The 21,983-nt window shown below is 72.3% G+C and carries 22 protein-coding genes; 16 read left to right on the top strand and 6 right to left on the bottom strand.

Annotation, left to right across the window (positions count from 1 at the left end):
• Positions 1-5 precede the first annotated feature (5 nt).
• Both AC07C1_RS21840 and mycP read left to right on the top strand, forming a co-directional pair.
• Positions 6-884 carry a hypothetical protein gene (locus tag AC07C1_RS21840; protein WP_478941267.1) on the top strand — a complete coding sequence of 293 codons (879 nt, stop codon included), beginning with the start codon at positions 6-8 and terminating at the stop codon, positions 882-884.
• Positions 881-2,068 (top strand): type VII secretion-associated serine protease mycosin, encoded by a 1,188-nt coding sequence (mycP, locus tag AC07C1_RS21835; RefSeq protein ID WP_478941265.1) that lies wholly within the window; start codon positions 881-883, stop codon positions 2,066-2,068. The genes AC07C1_RS21840 and mycP overlap by 4 nt, the downstream gene beginning before the upstream one ends.
• Positions 2,069-2,128: 60 nt before the next feature.
• On the opposite strand, the gene AC07C1_RS21830 is transcribed toward mycP, so the two are convergent.
• The gene (locus AC07C1_RS21830; RefSeq protein WP_478941263.1) at positions 2,129-3,097 is read right to left on the bottom strand and encodes a serine hydrolase; all 969 of its coding nucleotides are present in this window, start codon (positions 3,095-3,097) and stop codon (positions 2,129-2,131) included.
• Positions 3,098-3,313: 216 nt separating this feature from the next.
• On the opposite strand from AC07C1_RS21830, the gene AC07C1_RS21825 reads away from it, so the two are divergent.
• Positions 3,314-3,853, top strand: coding sequence for a GNAT family N-acetyltransferase (locus tag AC07C1_RS21825; protein ID WP_478941324.1), 540 nt, complete (start codon positions 3,314-3,316; stop codon positions 3,851-3,853).
• Between the two features lie 115 nt (positions 3,854-3,968).
• On the top strand, positions 3,969-4,700 hold the full coding sequence (locus AC07C1_RS21820) for an SseB family protein (protein WP_478941262.1): 732 nt from the start codon (positions 3,969-3,971) through the stop codon (positions 4,698-4,700).
• Between the two features lie 91 nt (positions 4,701-4,791).
• Here the strand turns inward: AC07C1_RS21820 and AC07C1_RS21815 are convergent, their stop codons facing one another.
• Positions 4,792-5,148 carry a DUF1844 domain-containing protein gene (locus tag AC07C1_RS21815; RefSeq protein ID WP_478941260.1) on the bottom strand — a complete coding sequence of 119 codons (357 nt, stop codon included), beginning with the start codon at positions 5,146-5,148 and terminating at the stop codon, positions 4,792-4,794.
• 353 nt (positions 5,149-5,501) lie between these two features.
• Here AC07C1_RS21815 and infC point away from each other — a divergent pair, with 353 nt between their 5' ends.
• The 10 genes from infC (at position 5,502) to AC07C1_RS21765 (ending at position 16,452) form a co-directional block, all read left to right on the top strand.
• Complete coding sequence (infC, locus tag AC07C1_RS21810; protein ID WP_478941259.1) at positions 5,502-6,203, top strand: translation initiation factor IF-3; 702 nt, start codon at positions 5,502-5,504, stop codon at positions 6,201-6,203.
• 112 nt (positions 6,204-6,315) lie between these two features.
• Complete coding sequence (gene rpmI / locus AC07C1_RS21805; RefSeq protein ID WP_004933563.1) at positions 6,316-6,510, top strand: 50S ribosomal protein L35; 195 nt, start codon at positions 6,316-6,318, stop codon at positions 6,508-6,510.
• Between the two features lie 98 nt (positions 6,511-6,608).
• Positions 6,609-6,992, top strand: a complete 384-nt coding sequence (rplT, locus tag AC07C1_RS21800; protein WP_014671645.1) for a 50S ribosomal protein L20 — start codon at positions 6,609-6,611, stop codon at positions 6,990-6,992.
• A 166-nt stretch (positions 6,993-7,158) separates the two neighbouring features.
• A complete protein-coding gene (locus tag AC07C1_RS21795) occupies positions 7,159-8,022 on the top strand; it encodes a TrmH family RNA methyltransferase (RefSeq protein WP_478941257.1) in 864 nt (287 codons plus the stop codon).
• Between the two features lie 50 nt (positions 8,023-8,072).
• On the top strand, positions 8,073-9,206 hold the full coding sequence (locus tag AC07C1_RS21790) for a sensor histidine kinase (RefSeq protein ID WP_478941255.1): 1,134 nt from the start codon (positions 8,073-8,075) through the stop codon (positions 9,204-9,206).
• Between the two features lie 137 nt (positions 9,207-9,343).
• Positions 9,344-10,465: a phenylalanine--tRNA ligase subunit alpha gene (gene pheS / locus AC07C1_RS21785; RefSeq protein ID WP_478941253.1), complete on the top strand. Its 1,122-nt coding sequence runs from the start codon at positions 9,344-9,346 to the stop codon at positions 10,463-10,465.
• Positions 10,465-12,978: a phenylalanine--tRNA ligase subunit beta gene (gene pheT, locus AC07C1_RS21780; protein ID WP_478941252.1), complete on the top strand. Its 2,514-nt coding sequence runs from the start codon at positions 10,465-10,467 to the stop codon at positions 12,976-12,978. Before pheS ends, pheT begins: the two co-directional genes overlap by 1 nt.
• Positions 12,979-13,227: 249 nt before the next feature.
• On the top strand, positions 13,228-14,301 hold the full coding sequence (locus tag AC07C1_RS21775; RefSeq protein ID WP_478941251.1) for a PP2C family protein-serine/threonine phosphatase: 1,074 nt from the start codon (positions 13,228-13,230) through the stop codon (positions 14,299-14,301).
• Between the two features lie 208 nt (positions 14,302-14,509).
• The gene (locus AC07C1_RS21770; RefSeq protein WP_478941249.1) at positions 14,510-15,850 is read left to right on the top strand and encodes a transcriptional regulator; all 1,341 of its coding nucleotides are present in this window, start codon (positions 14,510-14,512) and stop codon (positions 15,848-15,850) included.
• Between the two features lie 65 nt (positions 15,851-15,915).
• Positions 15,916-16,452: an NUDIX hydrolase gene (locus AC07C1_RS21765; RefSeq protein WP_478941247.1), complete on the top strand. Its 537-nt coding sequence runs from the start codon at positions 15,916-15,918 to the stop codon at positions 16,450-16,452.
• On the opposite strand, the gene AC07C1_RS21760 is transcribed toward AC07C1_RS21765, so the two are convergent.
• Positions 16,449-16,709, bottom strand: coding sequence for a hypothetical protein (locus AC07C1_RS21760; RefSeq protein WP_478941245.1), 261 nt, complete (start codon positions 16,707-16,709; stop codon positions 16,449-16,451). The two genes, AC07C1_RS21765 and AC07C1_RS21760, sit on opposite strands and share 4 nt — an antisense overlap.
• Positions 16,710-16,903: 194 nt before the next feature.
• Entirely contained in the window at positions 16,904-17,764 is an 861-nt protein-coding gene (locus AC07C1_RS21755; RefSeq protein ID WP_478941244.1) for a 3-hydroxybutyryl-CoA dehydrogenase, read from the bottom strand.
• Positions 17,765-17,935: 171 nt separating this feature from the next.
• On the opposite strand from AC07C1_RS21755, the gene AC07C1_RS21750 reads away from it, so the two are divergent.
• Positions 17,936-19,336, top strand: coding sequence for a glycoside hydrolase family 10-like protein (locus AC07C1_RS21750; RefSeq protein ID WP_478941242.1), 1,401 nt, complete (start codon positions 17,936-17,938; stop codon positions 19,334-19,336).
• A 24-nt stretch (positions 19,337-19,360) separates the two neighbouring features.
• Here the strand turns inward: AC07C1_RS21750 and AC07C1_RS21745 are convergent, their stop codons facing one another.
• Both AC07C1_RS21745 and AC07C1_RS21740 read right to left on the bottom strand, forming a co-directional pair.
• On the bottom strand, positions 19,361-19,561 hold the full coding sequence (locus AC07C1_RS21745; protein WP_478941240.1) for a DUF1918 domain-containing protein: 201 nt from the start codon (positions 19,559-19,561) through the stop codon (positions 19,361-19,363).
• Positions 19,562-19,580: 19 nt separating this feature from the next.
• Complete coding sequence (locus AC07C1_RS21740; RefSeq protein WP_478941239.1) at positions 19,581-20,546, bottom strand: DMT family transporter; 966 nt, start codon at positions 20,544-20,546, stop codon at positions 19,581-19,583.
• Between AC07C1_RS21740 and AC07C1_RS21735 the strand changes: the two genes are divergently transcribed.
• Positions 20,545-21,981 carry an aminotransferase-like domain-containing protein gene (locus AC07C1_RS21735; protein WP_478941237.1) on the top strand — a complete coding sequence of 479 codons (1,437 nt, stop codon included), beginning with the start codon at positions 20,545-20,547 and terminating at the stop codon, positions 21,979-21,981. The two genes, AC07C1_RS21740 and AC07C1_RS21735, sit on opposite strands and share 2 nt — an antisense overlap.
• The last annotated feature ends 2 nt before the right edge of the window (positions 21,982-21,983 follow it).

Below are 21,983 nucleotides of genomic sequence, written 5' to 3'. Positions count from 1 at the left end.
GCCCGATGGCCCCGGCGCGCCCCGTCGGCGGCTCCACCTCCCCGGACCCTGCCCTGTCCTGGAGCGCCGGCCCGGCCGCCCGGCCGTTCGTGTCGTTCGGGGTGCCCGAGGCGTTCGACGAGCGGCGTCACCGGGTACGGCCGCGCACCGCCGTCGCCGCCGCCTGCCTCGTGCTCGGCCTCGGTCTCATCGGCGGTGCCGTGACCGGGAGTTGGCTCACCGGAGACGGCCCGGACGACGCCGCCGGCGGCGGGTACACCGCCGCCGGGACGCTCTGGCACAGCACGCCCGTGGACCAGCTGTTCCCGCCCACCGTCGAGGGCACCGGCGCCGGCCCCGGCGGCGCCGATCGCAACTGGACCCGGATCGCCGTGGCCCCCGACAGCGGCTGCGCCCACGCCTTCGACCCCCTGCTGCACAGGGTTCTCGCCCCGGTCGGCTGCCGGCGGCTCCTGCGGGCCACCTACACCGACTCCACCCAGAGCTATGTCACCACCGTCGGCCTGCTGTTCACCAAGGCCGACCCCGCCACCATGTCCGCGCTCGCCCGGCGCTTCCGCGACGAGCGCCTGGACCGGCGCAGTGACCTGATGCCGCGGCCGTACGCCGCCGAGGGCACCGCCGCGGCGGGCTTCGGTGACGAGCAGCGCGCCACCTGGACCGTGTCCGTCCTCACCGACGCCCCCGTCGTCGCCTACGCCGTCTCCGGCTGGGCCGACGGCCGTACGGTCGACTCGCCCCAGCCCGCCGCGGACGCCGTCCGCTCCGGCGCCACCACCGCACCGGCCCAGGCCGGCCTCGGCAACGAGGCCCAGGGTCTGGCCGACCGCGTCGAACGGCACCTGCGCCAGACCGTCGGCTCGGCCACGGAGAAACCCTCATGAGGCAACCGACGTACGGCCGTCGCCGCGTACGCGCGACCGGGCCGGCGGTGAGCCTGCTGCTCGCCGGCTCCCTCGTCCTGCTGCCGTCCGCCGTCGCCCACGCCGACAGCATCCGCGCCCAGCAGTGGGGCCTGTCCGCGCTGCACCTGTCCGAGGCCTGGCAGACCACCAGGGGCCGCGGCGCCACCGTCGCCGTCCTGGACACCGGCGTCGAGGCCGGCCATCCCGACCTCGCCGGCAACGTCCTGCCCGCCAAGGACATGATCGGCTTCGGCGCCGGGCCGGGCGACCGCCCCTGGGCCCGGCACGGCACCGCCATGGCCGGCATCATCGCCGGTCACGGCCACGGCCCCGGCGACACCGACGGCGTGGTGGGCGTCGCCCCGGAAGCGAAGGTGCTGCCGGTCCGGGTGATCCTGGAGGACGGCGACCCCGCCCGCGCCAAGGCCCGTACCACCCGCGGCAGCGCCCTCGCCGACGGCATCCGCTGGGCCGCCGACCACGGCGCCGACGTCATCAACCTCTCCCTCGGCGACGACTCCGACTCCGCCCACCCCGAGCCGAGCGAGGACGAGGCCGTGCAGTACGCCCTGAAGAAGGGCGTGGTCGTCGTGGCCTCGGCGGGCAACGGCGGCGACAAGGGCGACCATGTCTCCTACCCGGCCGCCTACCCGGGTGTCATCGCCGCCACGGCCGTGGACAAGTACGGCACCCGCGCCTCCTTCTCCACCCGCCGCTGGTACGCCGCGGTCAGCGCACCCGGAGTCAACGTCGTGATCGCCGACCCGGACCACAAGTACTACCAGGGCTGGGGCACGAGCGCGGCCTCCGCCTTCGTCTCCGGCGCCGCGGCCCTGATCAAGTCCGCCCACCCCGACCTGACCCCGGCCCAGATCAAGAAACTCCTGGAGGACACCGCCAGGGACGCCCCCGCAGGCGGCCGCGACGACTCCCGGGGCTTCGGCATGATCGACCCCGCGGCCGCCCTGAAGGCAGCCGCCCGCCTGAAGCCGAAGGGTCTGCGCTCGGCGTCGTACGGCGAGAGGTACTTCGGCCCCGGCCCGGACGGCCCCAAGGCCAGCGGCAGCACCTCCGACTGGGCGGGCCCCCTGGCGGGCGGCGCGGGCGGTGTGCTCCTGGTGGCAGGGGTGACCCTCTGGAGAGGCCGCAGGACAGCCGGCTGAGAGCGGGGGCGCCGCGCGATCAGCCCGGGAACAGCCGCGGACGCCGGCCGGCCGGCGCCGCTACGACGCCGAGGTGAGCGCGGACACCGCCGCCTTCGCGGCGGCCTCCACCAAGGAGATCCCGCGCGCCTGACTCACGGTCCCCTTCGACAGCACCGCCACCAGGTACGCGGCCGAATCCACCGTCACCCGCCCGATGCTGTTCACCACCCACAGCCCGGTCGTACTGCGTGGCAGCCACCCGTTCTTCAGCGCCCACGAGGAATCGGCGCCGGCAGCCGACACCCCCCACCGCTGACCGGCCTCCACGCCCTCCATCAGCCCCCGCAGATACGTCCGCGACGCGGCACTCAGCTTCGAGTTTTCCCCGAACACCTGCTGGAGCAGGACGAGTTGATCAGCGGCAGTGGTCTGCGTCAGCCCCCACAGCTCACCGGAGCCCCCGGATGTGTCCCGCAGCCCCAGCCGCTTGTTCGCCGCGTCCAGCCCCTCAGCGCGCCCGATGGAATGCCACAGCGCCGTCGCGGAGGCGTTGTCGCTGTTCTCGATCATCTTCGTGGCGTACGCCCGTTCGGTCGCCGTCAGCCGCCGTTCCGCGTCCTGCGCCTGGAGCAGCAGTGCGGCCAGGATGTCGACCTTGACGATGCTCGCCGTGTCGAAAGCGGCGTCCCCGTACACCGCGCTCGCACCGGAGCCGGGCTCCAGCACCGCCACCGACACCTCCGCTCCGGGCGGCACGCTCACCGCCGCCATCGCCTTCGACAGCAGCGCCTCCCGGTCCACCGCCGTCGGCGACGGCTCCGTCACGGATTCCACCGGTCCCTCCTCGCCCGCCCCGGCCGAGGAGGAGGCCGAGGGCGACGCGGCCGACGATACGGCCGCGGACCCGGAGTGTGTCCGTGCCAGCACATACACCGCACTCCCGGCCGTGACCCCGCCCACGGCGACGACGGCGAGCGCGGCACCGAGAACCGGACGGCGCCTGGACGGGCGCGCACGGCGGCGACGGCGGGCTCCGGGGGACTCCATGCCCGCGATGCTCGGGGCGTGGGCTGTGCGCACCGTCGGACGGACGTGAGAGCTGGGTCAGGGAAGGCTGAGATTCCCGTGAAAGCCGCCATCGCCGGCGTTCCCGGCCCCACCCAGGGCCGGCGGCTTCGCCCCTATAGACATCTCAGGGGGCTGAGAAGTCAAGCAGGTCCGCGAGTCTTGATCACTGCTGAGCCTGCTGATTGGCTGACCGTCATGACTGATCTCGGACCCGTTGCCTGGCCGTCTGCACCGATCAGGACCGAGAGGCTCGTGCTCCGTGAGCCCGAGGCCCGGGACCGTGCGGCGTTCATCGAGCTGCTGGCGTCGCCGGAAGTGCACACCTACCTCGGTGGACCCCGCCCGCGTGACGAGCTTGAGCGCGAGTTGCCCGAGGTGCCCGAGCGGTGGCCCGGGAGCTTCGTCGTCGATCTCGACGGGGCGATGATCGGCCAGATCCTGCTCAGGAGAGCGCCGGAGCACCATCGCCCGGCTGCCGCGGGGAAGGCCGATCTCGGCTACCTCTTCCTGCCACGGGCGTGGGGGTTCGGGTATGCCGCCGAATCGTGCGCGGCGGCACTGGGCTGGTTCGAAAGCGTCCTTCCCGGTGAGCCGGTGGTGCTCGCCACCCAGACCGCTAACGTCGGCTCGATGCGCCTCGCGGCGAAGCTCGGGTTCACCGAGGTAGAGCGGTTCCATGCCTGGGACGCCGAGCAGTGGCTCGGCTTGCGGTCCCCGGTCACGCCCTCCGCTTGAGCTCGCGCGCGACAGCGCGGATCTGTCGAGCGACCGCTGCCCATGCAAACCGCCCGCCGGTTCCTTGCGGAGGCCCGGTACGAGCTGCTCACACCCTGGATTAGGGTCGGTGACCGTGGCGAACAAGAACATTCCCGACCCCGGCTTCTCCGACGACGACGGCTCCGCCGACCCCCGGCTGAGCGCGGCGCTCGCCGCCTGGGCCGAGGACCGCGGCGCCCTGGAGCCCGTCCTGGAGGCGCTCAAGGGCGCCCGTCTGCTGGTCCCCGTCGTCGCCGTGCTCGGCGAGGTCGAGGAGGACGACAACGGGCTGCGCCGCGAGAAGACCAGCGACATGGCCGTACCCACCCTGAAGGCCGGCCACCGCACCGCCCTGCCCGCCTTCACCTCCACCGACTCCCTCGCCCGCTGGGATCCCGAGGCCCGCCCGGTCGCCGTACCGCTGCGCCAGGCCCTCGAGGCCGCCGCGCACGAGAAGGCCGACACGGTCGTACTGGACCTCGCCGGACCCGTGCCGTTCGAGCTGACCGGACCGGCACTGCTCGCCCTCGCCGAGGGCCGCACCAGCATCGACCCGCTCGCGGATCCGGCCGTCGTCGAGGCCGTCCGTACGGCCGTGGCGGCCGAGCCCGCCGTGCTGCGGGCCCATCTCGGGCCCGGGCGAGCCGACGGCACGCTCGCGCTCGTCCTCGACCCGGCCGTCCCGCCCGCCGAGGCCGCCCGCGCGGTCGCCGAGCGTCTCGCGGCCGACGAAACACTGAGGGCCCGCCTGGTGCGCGGTCTCGACCTGGCACTGCTGCCGGCCGGGACCACGCCTCCTGGCGAGCCCTTGTACGTGCGTGGCTGAGCGGCGGACGGACAGGCCCGCAGCGACGGCCTAGGGGCTCTCGTTTGGATCATGCCGGGCCCTGCGAGCCCGGCATGATCCACGAAAAACCCTAGCCGTAGACGGGGCCGGTGTACTTCTCGCCCGGGCCCTGACCCGGCTCGTCCGGGACGATGGACGCCTCGCGGAAGGCCAGCTGCAGCGACTTCAGGCCGTCGCGCAGCGGCGCCGCGTGGAAGGAGCTGATCTCGGTCGCGCTCGCGTCCAGCAGACCGGCGAGGGCGCTGATCAGCTTGCGGGCCTCGTCCAGGTCCTTGTACTTCTCGCCCTCCTCACTGAGCCCGAGCTTCACGGCGGAGGCGCTCATCAGGTTGACGGCGACCGTCACGATCACCTCGACGGCGGGGACCTCGGCGATGTCGCGGGTCATCGCGTCGAAGTCGGGGGACTCGGGAGGGGTGTCACTCATGTCCCACACGATAGGCGGTCCGGCCCGGCGTCCCTCAATTAGCCCTTGTCAAGCGATGCTGCTAGCCTGGTGGACGACCGGCCGGACATGCCATGAGCGACATCAGGGCATCCGGCCCACAAGTGGAGGCTCCGATCTCCCACCTGACCGTCCTCCGGGGCGGCGGGTCTCCGGTCAGGCGGCCACCATCGTTCCGTACGGACGATGGAGTCGCCCGATAGCGCCCCGCGGTCACCGCGGCGGTGCTCCGGTAGTCATTGGAGCCCGCCTGTGATCGTCCGGGGCATTTTTTGTGCTTCGGCGCGGTTAGGTCTAACGAACAGAGACGTTACGCGGCTGTCCGCCAGACCGCCGTGTGGTGCTACCGAGGAGGATCCATCAGCGCCGAGCCCCGCATCAACGACCGGATTCGCGTTCCCGAGGTGCGACTTGTCGGTCCCAGTGGCGAGCAGGTGGGCATCGTCCCCCTGGCCAAGGCACTGGAGCTTGCACAGGAGTACGACCTGGACCTGGTCGAGGTCGCGGCGAACGCCCGTCCGCCTGTGTGCAAGCTCATGGACTACGGGAAGTTCAAGTACGAGTCGGCCATGAAGGCCCGTGAGGCGCGCAAGAACCAGGCGCACACGGTCATCAAGGAGATGAAGCTCCGGCCGAAGATCGACCCGCACGACTATGACACCAAGAAGGGTCACGTCGTCCGGTTCCTCAAGCAGGGCGACAAGGTCAAGATCACGATCATGTTCCGCGGTCGTGAGCAGTCCCGCCCCGAGCTGGGCTACCGACTGCTGCAGCGTCTCGCGGAGGACGTCCAGGACCTCGGGTTCATCGAGTCGAACCCGAAGCAGGACGGCCGCAACATGATCATGGTTCTCGGTCCGCACAAGAAGAAGACCGAGGCGATGGCCGAGGCCCGTCAGGCGCAGGAGGCCCGCAAGGCCGAAGCGAAGGCGAACCCCGGTAAGTCGCAGAACGCCGCGGACCCGGACGCCGTGAACGCCGAGGCCCACGACGAGGTCTTTGACGAGGCCCCTGCCGAGGCTTCCGCCGAGGCGTGATCCCGGGGGACACCCGTCCCCGAGGATGTAACCGATAGAAGAGCGACGCTCCAGTGTGCCCGGTTTTCGTGACCGGGCACGGGAGCGCCACCGACGAGGAGAGAACGGCGCTATGCCGAAGAACAAGTCGCACAGCGGTGCCAGCAAGCGCTTCAAGGTCACCGGCTCCGGCAAGGTGCTCCGCGAGCGCGCCGGCAAGCGCCACCTGCTCGAGCACAAGTCGTCCCGCGTCACGCGCCGCCTCACCGGCAACGCCGAGATGGCCCCGGGCGACGCCGCGAAGATCAAGAAGCTTCTCGGCAAGTGACGCCGCGGCGCTGCCTGAGCGCCGTACGTCTGGACCGGGACCGAATCGTTTCCGGGTCGTGTGAGTACCCCCACGACCCCGCTACAAGGAGTTAACAAGTGGCACGCGTCAAGCGGGCAGTCAACGCCCACAAGAAGCGCCGGGCGATCCTCGAGCAGGCCTCCGGCTACCGCGGTCAGCGTTCGCGCCTGTACCGCAAGGCCAAGGAGCAGGTCACCCACTCGCTGGTCTACAACTACAACGACCGCAAGAAGCGCAAGGGTGACTTCCGTCAGCTGTGGATCCAGCGCATCAACGCCGCTGCCCGCGCCAACGGCATCACCTACAACCGCTTCATCCAGGGTCTGAAGGCCGCGAACGTCGAGGTCGACCGCAAGATCCTGGCCGAGCTGGCCGTGAACGACGCGAGCGCCTTCGCGGCGCTCGTCGAGGTCGCGCAGAAGGCGCTGCCGTCGGACGTCAACGCGCCGAAGGCCGCGTGACGCTGCGCTGGCTTTGAGCCGACGCTCACCGCAGGACCCGCAGGCTTACGGCTTGCGGGTCCTGCTGTTGCGGGCCCTGGGCGATGGTTCGGCCGCGGGTCCGTCGTGGCTGGTCGCGCAGTTCCCCGCGCCCCCTGGGGCGCCACGAGTTTCCGAAGGTAAGAGGATGCCCCCCGTCTCCCCTGAGCTCATCTCCTCCCGCTCCGCCCGTGTGAACGCCGCTCGGCGGCTGGCCAAGCGGAACTTCCGGGGCAAGGACCGGCTGTTCCTCGCGGAGGGGCCGCAGGCCGTGCGGGAGGCCGCCGGGCACCGAGGGGCGGACGGCACCCCGACGCTCGCCGAGCTGTTCGCCACGGTCGAGGCTGCGGAGCGGTACCCCGACATCGTCGGCGAGGCCCGGACCGCGGGCGCCCGCGTGCACCTCGCCTCCGAAGAGGTCATCGCCGACATCTCCACCACCGTCACCCCGCAGGGCCTGGTCGGGGTCTGCCGGTTCCTGGACACCCCCTTCGAGGACATCCTCGCCGCACGGCCCCGGCTCGTCGCCGTCCTCGCCCATGTGCGCGACCCGGGGAACGCCGGCACGGTGCTGCGCTGCGCCGACGCCGCCGGCGCCGAGGCCGTGATCCTCACCGACGCCTCCGTCGACCTGTACAACCCCAAGGCCGTACGGGCCTCCGTCGGCTCGCACTTCCACCTGCCCGTCGCCGTCGGCGTCCCCGTCGAGCGGGCCGTCCAAGGGCTGAAGGACGCCGGCGTGCGCATCCTCGCCGCCGACGGCGCCGGCGACCGCGACCTCGACGAGGAGCTGGACAAGGGCACCATGGGCGGGCCGACCGCCTGGGTCTTCGGGAACGAGGCGTGGGGACTCCCCGAGGAGACCCGCGCCCTCGCGGACGCCGTCGTACGCGTCCCGATCCACGGCAGGGCCGAGAGCCTGAACCTCGCCACGGCCGCGGCCGTATGTCTCTACGCGTCGGCCCGTGCACAGCGCGCCTCCGGAGGGTGCCGTTCCGTCACCGAGAGCTAGTAAGGTGACCAGCTCGGGGCCCTGCGCCGTCTGAGAGGTGGGGTACGGGGATGAGTGTGGCCGGCACGAGCACTGCGCCGGAAGGACGGGACGCGCGGCGCGCATCCGCGCCCGGGCACGAGGCCGGCCCGGACATCGATCCCGACCAGCTGCCCGACGGCCTCGTCGTCGCCGACGAGTACGGCCGGGTCGTCCGCTTCAACGCCGCCGCCGCACGGATCACCGCCGTCCCGGCCGCGGGCGCCCTCGGCCGGCCCCTGGAGCAGGCGCTGCCCCTGGAGGACCTGGAAGGGCGGCGCTGGTGGCAGCTGACCGACCCCTACGGCGGACTCGCGATCCGGGTCCGGCAACCCGAACGCAACCTGCTGCTGCCCGGCGGCCGGGAGGTGCTGGTCTCCGCCCGGTACGTGCGCGACGAGCCTCTCGGGCCCGTGCGGCGCGTGGTCGTCTCCCTGCGGGACACCGAGGCCCGCCGCCGCACCGAACGCAGCCACGCCGAGCTGATCGCCACCGTCGCCCACGAGCTGCGCTCGCCGCTGACCTCGGTGAAGGGCTTCACCGCCACGCTCCTCGCCAAGTGGGAACGCTTCACCGACGACCAGAAGCGGCTGATGCTCGAGACCGTCGACGCCGACGCGGACCGCGTCACCCGCCTCATCGCCGAGCTGCTGGACATCTCGCGGATCGACTCCGGGCGGCTGGAGGTGCGCCGGCAGCCCGTCGACATAGGCGCCGCCGTCTCCCGGCACATCCAGGCCTACGTCGCCGCCGGCCAGCCGGCCGACCGCTTCCTGCTCCGCATCGAGCAGCCGCTGCCCGCCCTGTGGGCCGACCCCGACAAGGTCGACCAGGTGCTCAGCAACCTGCTGGAAAATGCGGTGCGGCACGGCGAGGGAACCGTCACCATTGACGTCACGCCCTCGGCGTCCCCGCGCGAGGGCGAGGAAACCGGCACGTCGGTCGCGGTGAGCGACGAGGGGCCCGGCATCCCGGAGGAATCCATGAACCGCGTCTTCACCCGCTTCTGGCGGGGCAGCAAGCGCGGTGGCACCGGCCTCGGGCTGTACATCGTCAAGGGCATCGTCGAGGCCCACGGCGGCACCGTCACGGTCGGCCGCGCCCCCGGCGGTGGCGCCGAGTTCCGATTTACGTTGCCCGTGGGGGCCCCGGCGTATCTCAGCTGAGAGCGCCCGAGCAGCCCGCGGGCACATTCGTCTGTCTCCACCCCGTTAGACTCGGCCTTTGGCACCTTTGTGTCCTGCACGCGGCCCAGCGCCGGTCACGGGGACCATCCGCCAGCCAATCGGAAGCACGGGAAGAGATGTCGGCACCGAATAAGTCGTACGACCCTGTCGAGGTCGAGACGTTGAAACCGGAAGAGATCGAGCGCATGCGGGACGAGGCGCTCGCCGCCTTCGCCGCCGCGGACTCCCTCGACGCGCTCCACGAGGCCAAGGTCGCTCACACCGGCCCCGCCTCCCCGCTGGCCCTCGCCAACCGCGAGATCGGCGCCCTGCCCCCGCACGCCAAGGCCGAGGCAGGCAAGCGCGTGGGCCAGGCCCGCGGCGCGGTCAACAAAGCCCTCGCCGCCCGCCAGAGCGAGCTGGAGGCCGAGCGGGACGCCCGCGTGCTGGTCGAGGAGGACGTCGACGTCACGCTGCCGTACGACCGCGTCCCGGCCGGCGCCCGGCATCCGCTGACCACGCTCTCGGAGCGCATCGAGGACGTCTTCGTGGCCATGGGCTACGAGGTCGCCGAGGGCCCCGAGGTCGAGGCCGAGTGGTTCAACTTCGACGCCCTCAACATCGGCCCGGACCACCCGGCCCGCGGCGAGGCCGACACCTTCTTCGTACAGGGCCGGGGCGGTGGCACCGAGTCCGGTGTCGTGCTGCGCACCCACACCTCGCCCGTCCAGATCCGCTCCCTGCTCGACCGCGAGCCGCCGGTCTACGTGATCTGCCCCGGCCGCGTGTACCGCACGGACGAGCTGGACGCCACCCACACCCCGGTCTTCCACCAGGTCGAGCTGCTCGCCGTCGACGAGGGCCTGACCATGGCCGACCTCAAGGGCACCCTGGACCACATGGTCCAGTCCCTGTTCGGCGAGGGGATGAAGACCCGGCTGCGGCCGAACTTCTTCCCGTTCACCGAGCCGTCCGCCGAGATGGACATGGTGTGCTACGTCTGCCGCGGCGAGTCCGTCGGCAACCCGGACCGGCCCTGCCGCACCTGCTCCAGTGAGGGCTGGATCGAGCTGGGCGGCTGCGGCATGGTCAACCCGCGGGTGCTCGCCGCCTGCGGCGTCGACCCGGAGAAGTACAGCGGCTTCGCCTTCGGGTTCGGCATCGAGCGGATGCTGATGTTCCGCCACAACGTCGAAGACATGCGAGACATGGTCGAGGGTGACATCCGGTTCACCCGGCCGTTCGGGATGGAGATCTGATGCGGGTCCCGCTTTCTTGGCTGCGGGAGTACGTCGACCTGCCGGCGACTCAGACCGGGCGCGACGTCCAGGCCAAGCTCATTTCCGCAGGTCTTGAGGTCGAGACCGTCGAGCAGCTCGGCGCCGACCTCAAGGGCCCGCTGGTCGTGGGCCAGGTGCTGACCATCGAGGAGCTGGAGGGCTTCAAGAAGCCGATCCGCTTCTGCACCGTCGACGTCGGCCAGGCCAACGGCACCGGCGAGCCCCAGGAGATCGTCTGCGGCGCCCGCAACTTCGCGGTCGGCGACAAGGTCGTCGTGGTCCTCCCCGGCGCCACGCTGCCCGGCGGCTTCTCCATCGCCGCCCGCAAGACCTACGGCAGGACGTCCCACGGCATGATCTGCTCCAGCGACGAGCTGGGCATGGGCGACGACGGCAACCACGGCATCATCGTGCTGCCGCCGGAGACCGAGGTCGGCAGGGACGCCATCGAGCTGCTCGAGCTGGTCGACGAGGTCCTGGACATCGCCGTCACCGCGAACCGCGGCGACTGCCTGTCCATCCGCGGTGTCGCCCGCGAGACCGCCATCGCCTACGGGCTGCCGCTGCGCGACCCGGCCCTGATCGACGTACCGGCCCCGAACGCCTACGGCTACCCGGTCCAGGTCACCGACCCCGCCGGGTGCGACCGCTTCACCGCCCGCACGGTCACCGGCCTGAGCCCCGAGGCGCGCTCCCCGATCTGGCTGCAGCGCCGCCTGCAGAAGGTCGGCATGCGCCCGATCTCGCTCGCCGTCGACGTCACGAACTACGTGATGATGGAGCTGGGCCAGCCCCTGCACGCCTACGACCGCAAGCTGGTCCAGGGCACCATCGGCGTGCGCCGGGCGGAGGAGGGCGAGAAGCTCGTCACCCTCGACGGCGTCGAGCGCACGCTGCACGCCGAGGACCTGGTCATCACCGACGACCGCGGCCCCATCGGCCTGGCCGGTGTGATGGGCGGTGCCAACACGGAGATCGCCGACCACGAGGACGTGCAGAACGCCACGACCGACGTGGTCATCGAGGCGGCCCACTTCAACGCCGTCTCGGTCGCCCGGACGGCCCGCCGGCACAAGCTGTCCTCGGAGGCGTCCCGTCGCTTCGAGCGGGGCGTCGACCCGCAGGCCGCCGCGGCCGCCGCGCAGCGGACCGTGGACCTGCTGGTCCTGCTCGCGGGCGGCACGGCCGAGGCCGGTGTCACCGAGATCGTCGCGCCCTCCGCCCCGCACACGATCGCCGTCCCGGCGAACCACCCGGACAAGGTCGCGGGCGTCGACTACGGCCGCGAGACCGTCGTCCGCCGCCTGCAGGAGATCGGCTGCGACGTCTACGGGCAGGACGAGCTGCTCGTCACCGTCCCGTCCTGGCGGCCCGACCTCGCCGAGGTGAACGACCTGGCGGAGGAGGTCATCCGCCTGGAGGGCTACGAGAACCTGCCCTCCACGCTGCCCAAGCCGCCTTCGGGCCGTGGCCTGACCCACCGCCAGCGGCTGCACCGCCGCGTCGGCCGCGCGCTGGCGGGCGCCGGTTACGTCGAGGCGCCGAACTATCCGTTCGTCGCGGAGCAGGTCTTCGACCAGCTCGGCCTCGAGTCCGGCGACCCGGCCCGCCGTGTCGTGAAGCTGGCCAACCCGCTGAGCGACGAGGAGCCCGCGCTCCGTACGACGCTGCTGCCGGGCCTGCTGGGTGCCCTGCGGCGCAACGACGGCCGGGGCTCGCACGATCTGGCGCTGTTCGAGACCGGCCTGGTCTTCCTGCCGCGCCAGGAACAGGGCACCGCCGTGCACCTGCCCGTCGACCGGCGACCCACCGACGAGGAGATCGCCGAGCTGAACGCCGTGCTGCCCGAGCAGCCGCGGCACGTCGCCGTGGTCCTCGCGGGCGCTCGCGAGCTGGCCGGCTGGTGGGGCAAGGGCCGGCCGGCCGACTGGGCCGACACGGTCGAGGCCGGGCGCGCCGTCGCGCGGGAGGCCGGTGCCGACCTGATCGTCCGCAAGGGCCAGTACGGTCCCTGGCACCCGGGCCGCTGCGCCGAGTTCGTGGTCGTCGCCGACGGCGCGGAGAAGGTCGTGGGCCATGCGGGAGAACTGCACCCGCGTGTCCTCAAGGCCCTGGGTCTGCCCGAGCGCACCTGCGCGATGGAGCTGAACCTGGATGCCCTGGAGACGGTGGGCGACGGTGTCCCGCAGGCGCCGCGGATCTCCACGTTCCCGGTGGCCACGCAGGATGTCGCCCTGGTCGTCGACAAGCCGGTGCCGGCCGCGGAGGTCGAGGCGGCGCTGCGTGAGGGTGCGGGTGAGCTGCTCGAGTCCATCCGGTTGTTCGACGTGTACGAGAACGCCGAGCAGTTGGGTGACGGGCGCAAGTCGCTGGCGTACGCGCTCCGCTTCCGTGCGGGCGACCGGACGCTGACCGTGGACGAGGCGTCTGCCGCTCGGGACGCGGCCGTCGCCCTCGCGGGCGAGCGGACCGGGGCGGTACTTCGAGGCTAGGGCCTTCCCGGTGCTGTGCGCGGCCGGCCGCGGGTCGTCCCCGGCCGGCCGCGCGGTTTCCCGCACCCCTTCGGCGCGTTTGCCCCGGCCGTCGGCTGCATAAATGCGGCTTGGTCAGGGTGACCTCACTCGTTCGGGTGGGAACCGGAGGCGATCCGGCCCTTTTGGGTCATGCCGTCGACAGAATCGGACCGGCCTTTCGGGGTCGGTCCGTCTGCTCTGTCAGGGCCCGGATGGGGGACCACAGGCATGATCCGCATCAAGGCACGGGCGCCCACCGCGCGGGGAGCCGTACTGCCCACGCTCTGGGGAGCCGTGGCGGTCGGCTACAAGCTCGGCTGCCCGCTCGCCCAGCAGAACGGGATCGGCGCACGCATCGTCACCAGCGCCGTCTTCTTCGCGGTCGGTACGGGCCTCATATTCCACGTCCGCCGCACTCTCCTCCAGGAGCTGCGGCTCGCCCGCCGGGCGGCCCGTGCCGCCCAGAGCGTCGTCCTGCGTCCACCGCCCCCACGCCTCGACGGGCTGAACGTGGCCGCCGCGCAGCTCTCCGCGGACCGGGGCGCGACCGTCGGCGGCGACCTGTACGAGGCGATCGCCACCGAGTACGGGGTACGGGTGGTGATGGGCGACGTGCGAGGGCACGGCCTGTCCGCGTTGGGCACGGTCGCCGCCGTCCTGGGCAGTTTCCGCGAGGCCGCCCACGACGAGCCGGAACTCGGCGGGGTGCTGCGCCGACTGGACCGGGCCCTGGCCCGGCACCTGCGCGAACGCGCCCGCGCGGAGCATCCCGCGAACGGCGCCCCGGACCCGGAGCACCCGGTCGCCGAGGAGTTCGTCACCGTCCTGCTCCTGGACATCGGCCGGGACGGCGAGCTGCGCGCCCTCAACTGCGGTCACCCGTGGCCGTATCTGCTGCGCGGTACGAGGGCCGAGCCGCTGACGCGCGCGGACCCGCTCCCGCCGCTGGGCCCGTTCCCGCTGCCGGCGGAACTGACGGCCCAGCCCTGCGGCCACCTGCTCCCCGACGACTCCCTGGTCCTCTTCACGGACGGCGCGGAGGACGCCAGGGACTCCCGGGGGCGGTTCTTCGCACTGCCGGAAGCGCTGCGCAATGCGGTACGTGATCATCCGGTCTCCCCGCAGACGGTCCTGCGCACGGTCTTCACGGCCCTTCTGCACCACACCGCCGGCAGACCGACGGACGACGTAGCGGTACTGGTCCTGCGGAACGAACGCGGCAGGGTGACGCGCACCCCCCAAGGGGCGCGGGGAACCGCGCGACCAGCGGCGCATCACCCGCAGCCGACAACGCGCCCCTGACCGGCCGGCCCAGGGGTCACCCGGCCAAGCCACCGCTTTTCGAGGGGGAGCAGGCGGCTTGGCCGGCCTCTTGCGAGGAACTTCAGTCAACCGGATCGCCACCCACCGCAACAGCGCGCGCACACTCCGGATGCACGCGTTCCGTTCACACCCCGTGTGAACGCGGACGCACTACGCTGACCGCACCAGGCCACTCGGGGGGCATCCCATGCAGCCCAACACTCTGCTCGACGCCATCCTGGACGAGGCGGGGATCTCGCACGCGGGTCTCGCCGCCCATGTGAACCAGGCGGGCCGGAGACGGGGCCTCGCGCTCCGGTACGAACACACCGCCGTGGCGCGGTGGTTGAAGGGACAGCGGCCCCGCGGCCAGGTGCCCGACCTGATCTGCGAGGTGCTGGCCGGGCGCCTGCACCGCCCGGTGACCCTGGACGACATCGGCCTCGGGGTGCCCGGTGAGCCGAGTACGCCGCACGCCGGTTCACTCAGCGGGTTCGTGGAGCGGGCCACCGCACTGTGGCGGTCCGACGAACAGCAGCGGCCCCATGTGCTCGGGGCTCCGGCCGTCACGGGCACCCCCGCCGTCATGCCGGTGTGGGAGTGGGAGAACCCGCCCGAGGACGTCGATGTCTCCCGTGGCGGGCGGCACCGGGTCACCGCGGCCGACATCGAGATGCTGCGCGCCGCCCGCACGCACTACGAGCAGATGTACCGCAAGGCCGGTGGCATCGCGACCCGGACGCGGATCGTCGGCTTCCTCAACGCCGAGGCCGCGCCGCTGCTGCGCGGCAGCTACACCGACGCCACTGGCCGCCAACTGCACCGGGCGACCGGCGGGTTGGTCGCGATCACCGGGATCTGTGCCTACGACTCCGACGCCCACGGACTCGCCCAGCGCTACTTCCATCAGGCGCTCAGACTGGCAAAGGCCAGCGGGGACCGGGGACTCGGGGCGTATGTGATAGCCCTGCTGGTCAACCAGTCGCTGTTCATGCGCGAGTACCGGCAGGCCGTCGCCTTCGCCGAGGCCGCGTTGCGCGCCGCGGGCAGGCACATCACCCCGGCGCTCGCCTCCGACCTGTACGCGATGCAGGCCAAGGCGTACGCCCACCTCGGCGACTCGGGCAGCGCGTTGTCCTGCATCCGGCGCGCCGAGACGGCCGCCGACCGCATCAGGCGCGGGTACGAGCCCGACGAGACGGGCTACGTCCAGCCCGGACTGGTCAACGTGCAGGTGGCCGAGGCGCTGCTCAGCCTCGGGGAGCTGGCCGCCGCCCGGGAGCACGCGGCCGCCGCCGTGGACAACCCGGCGCACGACCGGGGCCGGGTGCACCGGCTCGCCATGCTCAGCACCATCGAACTGCGCCAGGGCAACGCCGACAAGGCGGTGGCCGCGGCCGTGCAGATGGCCGAGCAGGCGCGCGGGATGGAGTCCCAGCGGCTGCGCGACAGACTGCGCGCGGTGCGCGAGCATCTGGTGCGGTGTGGTTCGGCCGGAACCGCCGAGGCCGCCGAACTCATCGACGGGGCACTGCGCGTACCGCTGTAGGCCCCCTGTGGGTACACAGTCCCTGCTGCGATATTGCCACTTACTCGTCGGAAGGTGGCAGAACCGTGCAGTGGACGAAACAGAACGAACAAACTGTGTATGAAAACCGCTGGTTCAGCGTCAATCTCGCAGATGTCGAGCTGCCGGACGGCCGGCACCTCGACCACTTCCTCATCCGGCTGCGGCCCGTGGCCGTGGCCACGGTCGTCAACGAGGCCAACGAGGTCCTCCTGTTGTGGCGGCACCGCTTCATCACCGACAGCTGGGGGTGGGAACTGGCCGCGGGGGTCGTGGAGGACGGCGAGGACATCGCGCGCGCGGCCGCCAGGGAACTGGAGGAGGAGACCGGCTGGCGGCCGGGACCCCTGCACCACCTCATGACCGTGGAGCCGTCCAACGGCCTCACCGACGCCCGGCACCACATCTACTGGTCCGACCGGGGCGAGTACATCGGGCATCCCGTGGACGACTTCGAGTCCGACCGCCGGGAATGGGTCCCCCTCAAACTCGTCCCCGACCTGATCGCCCGTGGGGAGGTCCCGGCCGCCAACATGGCGGCCGCGTTACTCCTGCTGCACCATCTCAGGCTCGCGGAAGGTTAACGGGCCGCCAGCGCCTGCCAGATCGTCACGACGAGCGCGCCCAGCGCCGTCAGCGCGGAGAGCGAGGGCAGCGGCCAGCGGGCGTGTTCGAGCGAGTTCATGCGCGTGTTCAGTTCGTCCAGTTCCTTCGCGGTCTCCTCGGTACGGTGACTGAGCAGGGCCAGCCCCCCCTCGACACGGGCGTAGGCCACGTCGAGGCGGCGCCGTAACTCTGCGAGTTCTCCAGGGACCACGGGATGCTCCGGATCGACGGTCACGGGTCCGCTCCTTTCGGTAGTCGGTACGGATGGTTCCGCATCCCTTGCATGCGCATGAAGAGTCAACTCGCCTGGTGGATGCATGGGGAGCGTGTGCGACAGGCATATGCGTGCCCGGCGCGCACACGGTGTGTGAAACAGACGGGCCCGGCACCCACCTGGGTGCCGGGCCCGCAGAGCGTCGCTCTTCGTAATCAGCCGTAGGTGTAGAAGCCCGAGCCGGTCTTCCGGCCGAGCCGGCCGGCCTCGACCATGCGCTGGAGCAGCGGGGGAGCGGCGTACAGCGGCTCCTTGTACTCGGCGTACATGGAGTTGGCGATGGAGACGATGGTGTCCAGACCGATCAGGTCGGACAGCTTGAGCGGACCCATCGGGTGGGCGCAGCCCATCTCCATGCCGTTGTCGATGTCCTCGCGGCTCGCGATGCCCGACTCGAACATCCGGATCGCGGACAGCAGGTAGGGCACCAGCAGCGCGTTGACGACGAACCCGGAGCGGTCCTGGGCGCGGATGGCGTGCTTGCCGAGCACCTTCTCGGCGAACGTCTGGGCGCGGCTCAGGGTGCCCTCGGAGGTGGTGAGCGCCGGGATCAGCTCGACCAGCTGCTGCACGGGGGCCGGGTTGAAGAAGTGGATGCCCACCACGTGGTCGGGGCGGGAGGTGGTGACGGCCAGCTTCACCAGCGGGATCGAGGAGGTGTTGGAGGCGAGGATCGCGTCCGCGCGGGTCACCACCTGGTCGAGCACCTGGAAGATCTCCGTCTTGACCTGCTCGTTCTCCACGACGGCCTCGATCACGAGGTCACGGTCGGCGAACTCGCCGAGGTCGGTGGTGAAGCTGAGGCGCGCCTGCGTCGCGTCCCGCTCCTCCTCCGTGATCTTGCCGCGCTCGGCGGCCTTGTCCAGGGAGCTGAACAGCCGGGTACGGCCGATCTCCAGGGCCTCGCCGGTGGTCTCGGCGACCTTCACGTACAGTCCCGCGCGGGCGCACACCTCGGCGATGCCCGCGCCCATCTGGCCGCAGCCCACGACTCCGACGCGCTCGATGTCGGTCACATCGTTCCCTTCGCTGGATTCTCCGGCTCGCTGGCAGACCTCCGGGTTCGGCGCCTGCTCCGTTCGTGCACGTTACCGCCAAGTATCGATGATCGATCGTCCGGGTGGCGGCATCCTTGTGCGCGAAACGATCCGTGACCGAGCGGATCCACAGCGTATGAGGGTGTGCGGATGGTGCGGACGGTGCGGATGTCACGGCGGGCCTTCGCGCTGGCGGCGCTGTCGACGCTGGCCACGCCGGTCCGGGACGCGGCGGCCCAGGACGCGGTGGCGCGGAGCGGGGCGGCGGGGCCGAGCGGGGCGGCGGCACGTGGTGCGGTCGAGCCGAGCGGGACGGCCGCCCTCGGCCCGGTGCGGCACGGTGGGATGGCGGCGCAGGGCGGGATGGCCATGCGGGGCCGGGCGGCGGCGCAGGGCGCGGCAGCCGGGCGTCCGGCGCGCGCGACCGCCGAGATGCGCGGCGTGTGGCTCGCCACCGTCGTCAACCGCGACTGGCCCTCGCGCCCGGGCCTCACGGCGGCCGCCCAGCGCACGGAGCTGATCGCCCACCTCGACAAGGCGGTCCGCGACCGGCTGAACACGGTGATCCTCCAGGTCCGGCCCACCGCGGACGCCCTGTGGCCGTCACCGTACGAGCCCTGGTCGGAGTACCTCACCGGCACCCAGGGCGAGGATCCCGGCTGGGACCCGCTCGGCACCGCCGTGCGGGAGGCCCACGCCCGGGGCCTGGAACTGCATGCCTGGTTCAACCCCTACCGGATCGCCAACCACACCGAACCGACCCGGCTGGCCGTCTCCCACCCCGCCCGCCGGCACCCCGACTGGGTGGTGCCCTATGGCGGGCGGCTCTACTACGACCCCGGCCTGCCCGAGGTCCGCGCCTTCGTCCGGCAGGCGATCCTCGACGCGGTCGCCAGGTACCCGGTCGACGCCGTCCACTTCGACGACTACTTCTACCCCTACCCGGTCGCCGGACAGACTTTCGACGATGACGACGCCTACGACCGGTACGGCGGCGCGTTCAGCAGTCGGGCCGCCTGGCGGCGGGACAACATCGACAAGCTGGTGCGGGAGACGGCCGACGGCGTCAAGCGGGTCCGGCCCGGCACCCGGTTCGGGATCAGCCCCTTCGGAGTGTGGCGCAACGCCTCGGCCGACTCCCGCGGCTCCGACACACGGGCGGGCGTCCAGACCTACGACGACCTGTACGCGGACACCCGTGAGTGGGTCAGGAGGAACTGGATCGACTACATCGTCCCGCAGCTGTACTGGCACATCGGCTTCGCCGCCGCCGACTACGCGACACTGGTCGCCTGGTGGGCGGAGGTCGCCCAGGGCACCGAGACCCGGCTGTACCTCGGCGAGGCCCTGTACAGGGCGGGCGCCGCCGGGGAGCCCTCGGCCTGGCAGGACCCGGTCGAGCTGTCCCGCCACCTCACCCTCGCCGCCCGGTACCCGCAGGTGCGCGGGCATGTGTTCTTCGCCGCCAAGGACGTGGCGGCGGACCCGATCGGGGCGATGGCACGCGTGGTCGCCGATCACTACGGGCGATCGGCGAAACCACCGCGTTGAACCACTTCGTCGGTCTGCTTCGCGTTACTTCTGCGGCTGCTCGCCCTGGTGCCGGACCTCGCAGTCCGGGCCGGGGGACATCACGGCCTCGCGTCCGTCCGCGAAGCGAACCCGGTAGGGCGGGTTGCCCTCCTGGCCCATCACTTCGACGACTTCCGTGACCTGGTCGTGTTGGCCGACCACCCTGCCGTGCTGGACTAGACGGTCGCCCTTCGATGCGCGCATCTGCAGGCCCTCCTCACGATCACGACCGCTGGGTGACGGCGATGCACACGAGCACGGCGACAGCGGTCAGGGGAGCGGCTGCCGTGAAGTGCTCGCCCAGCAGCAGCGCCGACCACACCAGTGTGAGCAGCGGCTGAGCCAACTGCAACTGGCTGGCGCGGGGGACGCCGATGGCCGCCATCCCCCGGTACCAGACGACCAGACCGAGGAACTGCGAGCCCAACGCCACCCACAGCAGACCGGCGATGCCGTGCCAGGTGAGATGCACGGGCTCGTGGGCCAGCGCCACCGCGGCGGCCGGCACGCTGAGCGGCAGACACAGCACCAGGGCCCAGCCGATGACCTGCCAGCCCGGCATGACCCGGGCCAGCCGACCGCCCTCGGTGTACCCGGCCGCGCACACCAGCAGGGCCGCGAACAGATAGCCGTCGGCGGCCGTGAGCGCGCCACCGCTCTGGACGATCGTGAAGGCGAGCACGGCCGCGGCGCCCGCCACGGCCGCCAGCCAGAACCGGCGGGAGGGCCGGCTGCCGGTGCGCAGGGCCGAGAAGACGGCGGTGGTCAGCGGCAGCAACCCCACCACCACGGCGGCGTGCGCGGTGGTGGAGGTCTGCAGGGCGAGCGTGGTCAGCATCGGGAAGCCCAGCACCACGCCGAGGGCGACGACGGCCAGTCCCGGCAGATGGCGCCGCTCGGGCAGTCGTACCCGACGCCATGCCCGGCCTCGCTCGAGCGGGCCGGCCCCCGGGCCCGGGGACGCCCCCGCCACCAGCAGGCAGCCGCCGGCGACGAGCGCGGCCAGGACGCTGCGCACGGCCACCAGGGACCAGGGACCGAAGCCCTCCAGGCCCCACGCGGTGGCCGGGAAGGTCAGGGAGAAGGAGGCGACACCGAGGGCGGCCAGCCCGGTGCCCAGTGCCCGGTGCTCCCGGGGAGCGGTGACCGCTATCGTGTTCACGGTAGTAGCGCTACTCTGTGTCCTCATGCATGAGCGTAGCAGTGTCGGTGAACTGGCAGAACAGCTCCGGAGGGAACTCGACCGCTACTCGCCGGGAGGAAAGCTGCCGTCGAGTCGGGCGCTGGTGGAGCGGTTCCGGGTGAGCCCGGTGACCGTCTCGCGGGCCCTGGCCCAGCTGTCCGCCGAGGGGCTGGTGGTCACCCGGCCCGGCGCAGGTGCCTTCCGGGCCCGGCCGCGCGCCACGGAGGCGCCGGCCGGGGACACCTCCTGGCAGGAGGTCGCGCTGAGCGCCGACGGCACCGCCGACCTCGTACCGCGCACCGTGGACGCCTCCGGCGTCACGGTCTCGCTGGCCGCGCCGCCCCCGGGAGTGCTGGAGTTCAGCGGCGGCTATCTGCATCCCTCCCTGCAGCCGGAGCGGGCCATGGCGGCTGCCCTCGCCCGGGCGGGGCGGCGGCCGGGCGCCTGGGGGAGACCTCCGCTGGAGGGGCTGCCGGAGCTGCGGGAGTGGTTCGCCCGCGGGATCGGCGGCGCGGTCACGGCGGCCGAGGTACTGGTCGCGGCGGGCGGGCAGGCCGCCCTGGCCACCGCCCTGCGCGCGCTCGCCCAGCCCGGCGCCCCGGTACTCGTCGAGTCGCCGACCTACCCGGGCATGCTGGCGCTCGCCCGTGCGGCCGGCCTGCGCCCGGTCCCGGTGCCGGTGGATCCCGACGGGGTGCGCCCCGACCTGCTCGCCGACGCGTTCCGGGCCAGCGGCGCCCGGGTGTTCGTCTGCCAGCCGCTGTTCCAGAATCCGACCGGTGCCGTGCTGGCCCCGGGGCGGCGCGCCGAGGTGCTGCGCATCGCCCGCGAGGCCGGGGCGTTCGTCATCGAGGACGACTTCGTCCGGCGGCTGGTGCACGCCGACGCGGGCCCGCTGCCCCGCCCGCTGGCCGCCGACGACCCCGACGGCGTGGTCGTCCACGTCGGTTCGCTCACCAAGGCGACCTCGCCCAGCTTCCGGGTGAGCGCCCTGGCCGCGCACGGCCCGGTGCTGGAACGCCTGCGCGCCATCCAGGTCGTGGACAGCTTCTTCGTCCCCCGGCCGCTGCAGGAGGCCGCCCTGGAACTCGTCGGCTCCCCGGCCTGGCCCCGCCATCTGCGGGCACTCGGCGCCGAGTTGAAGGCCCGCCGGGATGCCATGACGAGTGCCCTCGCCCGGTACCTGCCCGAACTGGCCCTGCCGCACGTGCCGTCCGGCGGCTACCACCTCTGGCTGCGCCTGCCCGACGGCGCCGGGGGCGAGTCCGCGCTGGCCGCCGCCGCCCTGCGCGCGGGCGTCGCCCTCACCCCCGGCCGCCCCTACTTCAGCGCCGAACCCCCCGCGCCCCACCTCAGGTTGAGCTTCGCCGCGGTCGCCGGGACGGGGGAGATCACGGAGGGAGTACGACGGCTGCGGGCGGCCTGCGACGAGGTGCTGTAGCC

Source organism: Streptomyces sp. NPDC045022 (assembly GCF_056432605.1).
The sequence above is the reverse complement of the archived record's forward strand: the minus strand, read 5'-3'. Positions and strand labels throughout refer to the sequence as shown.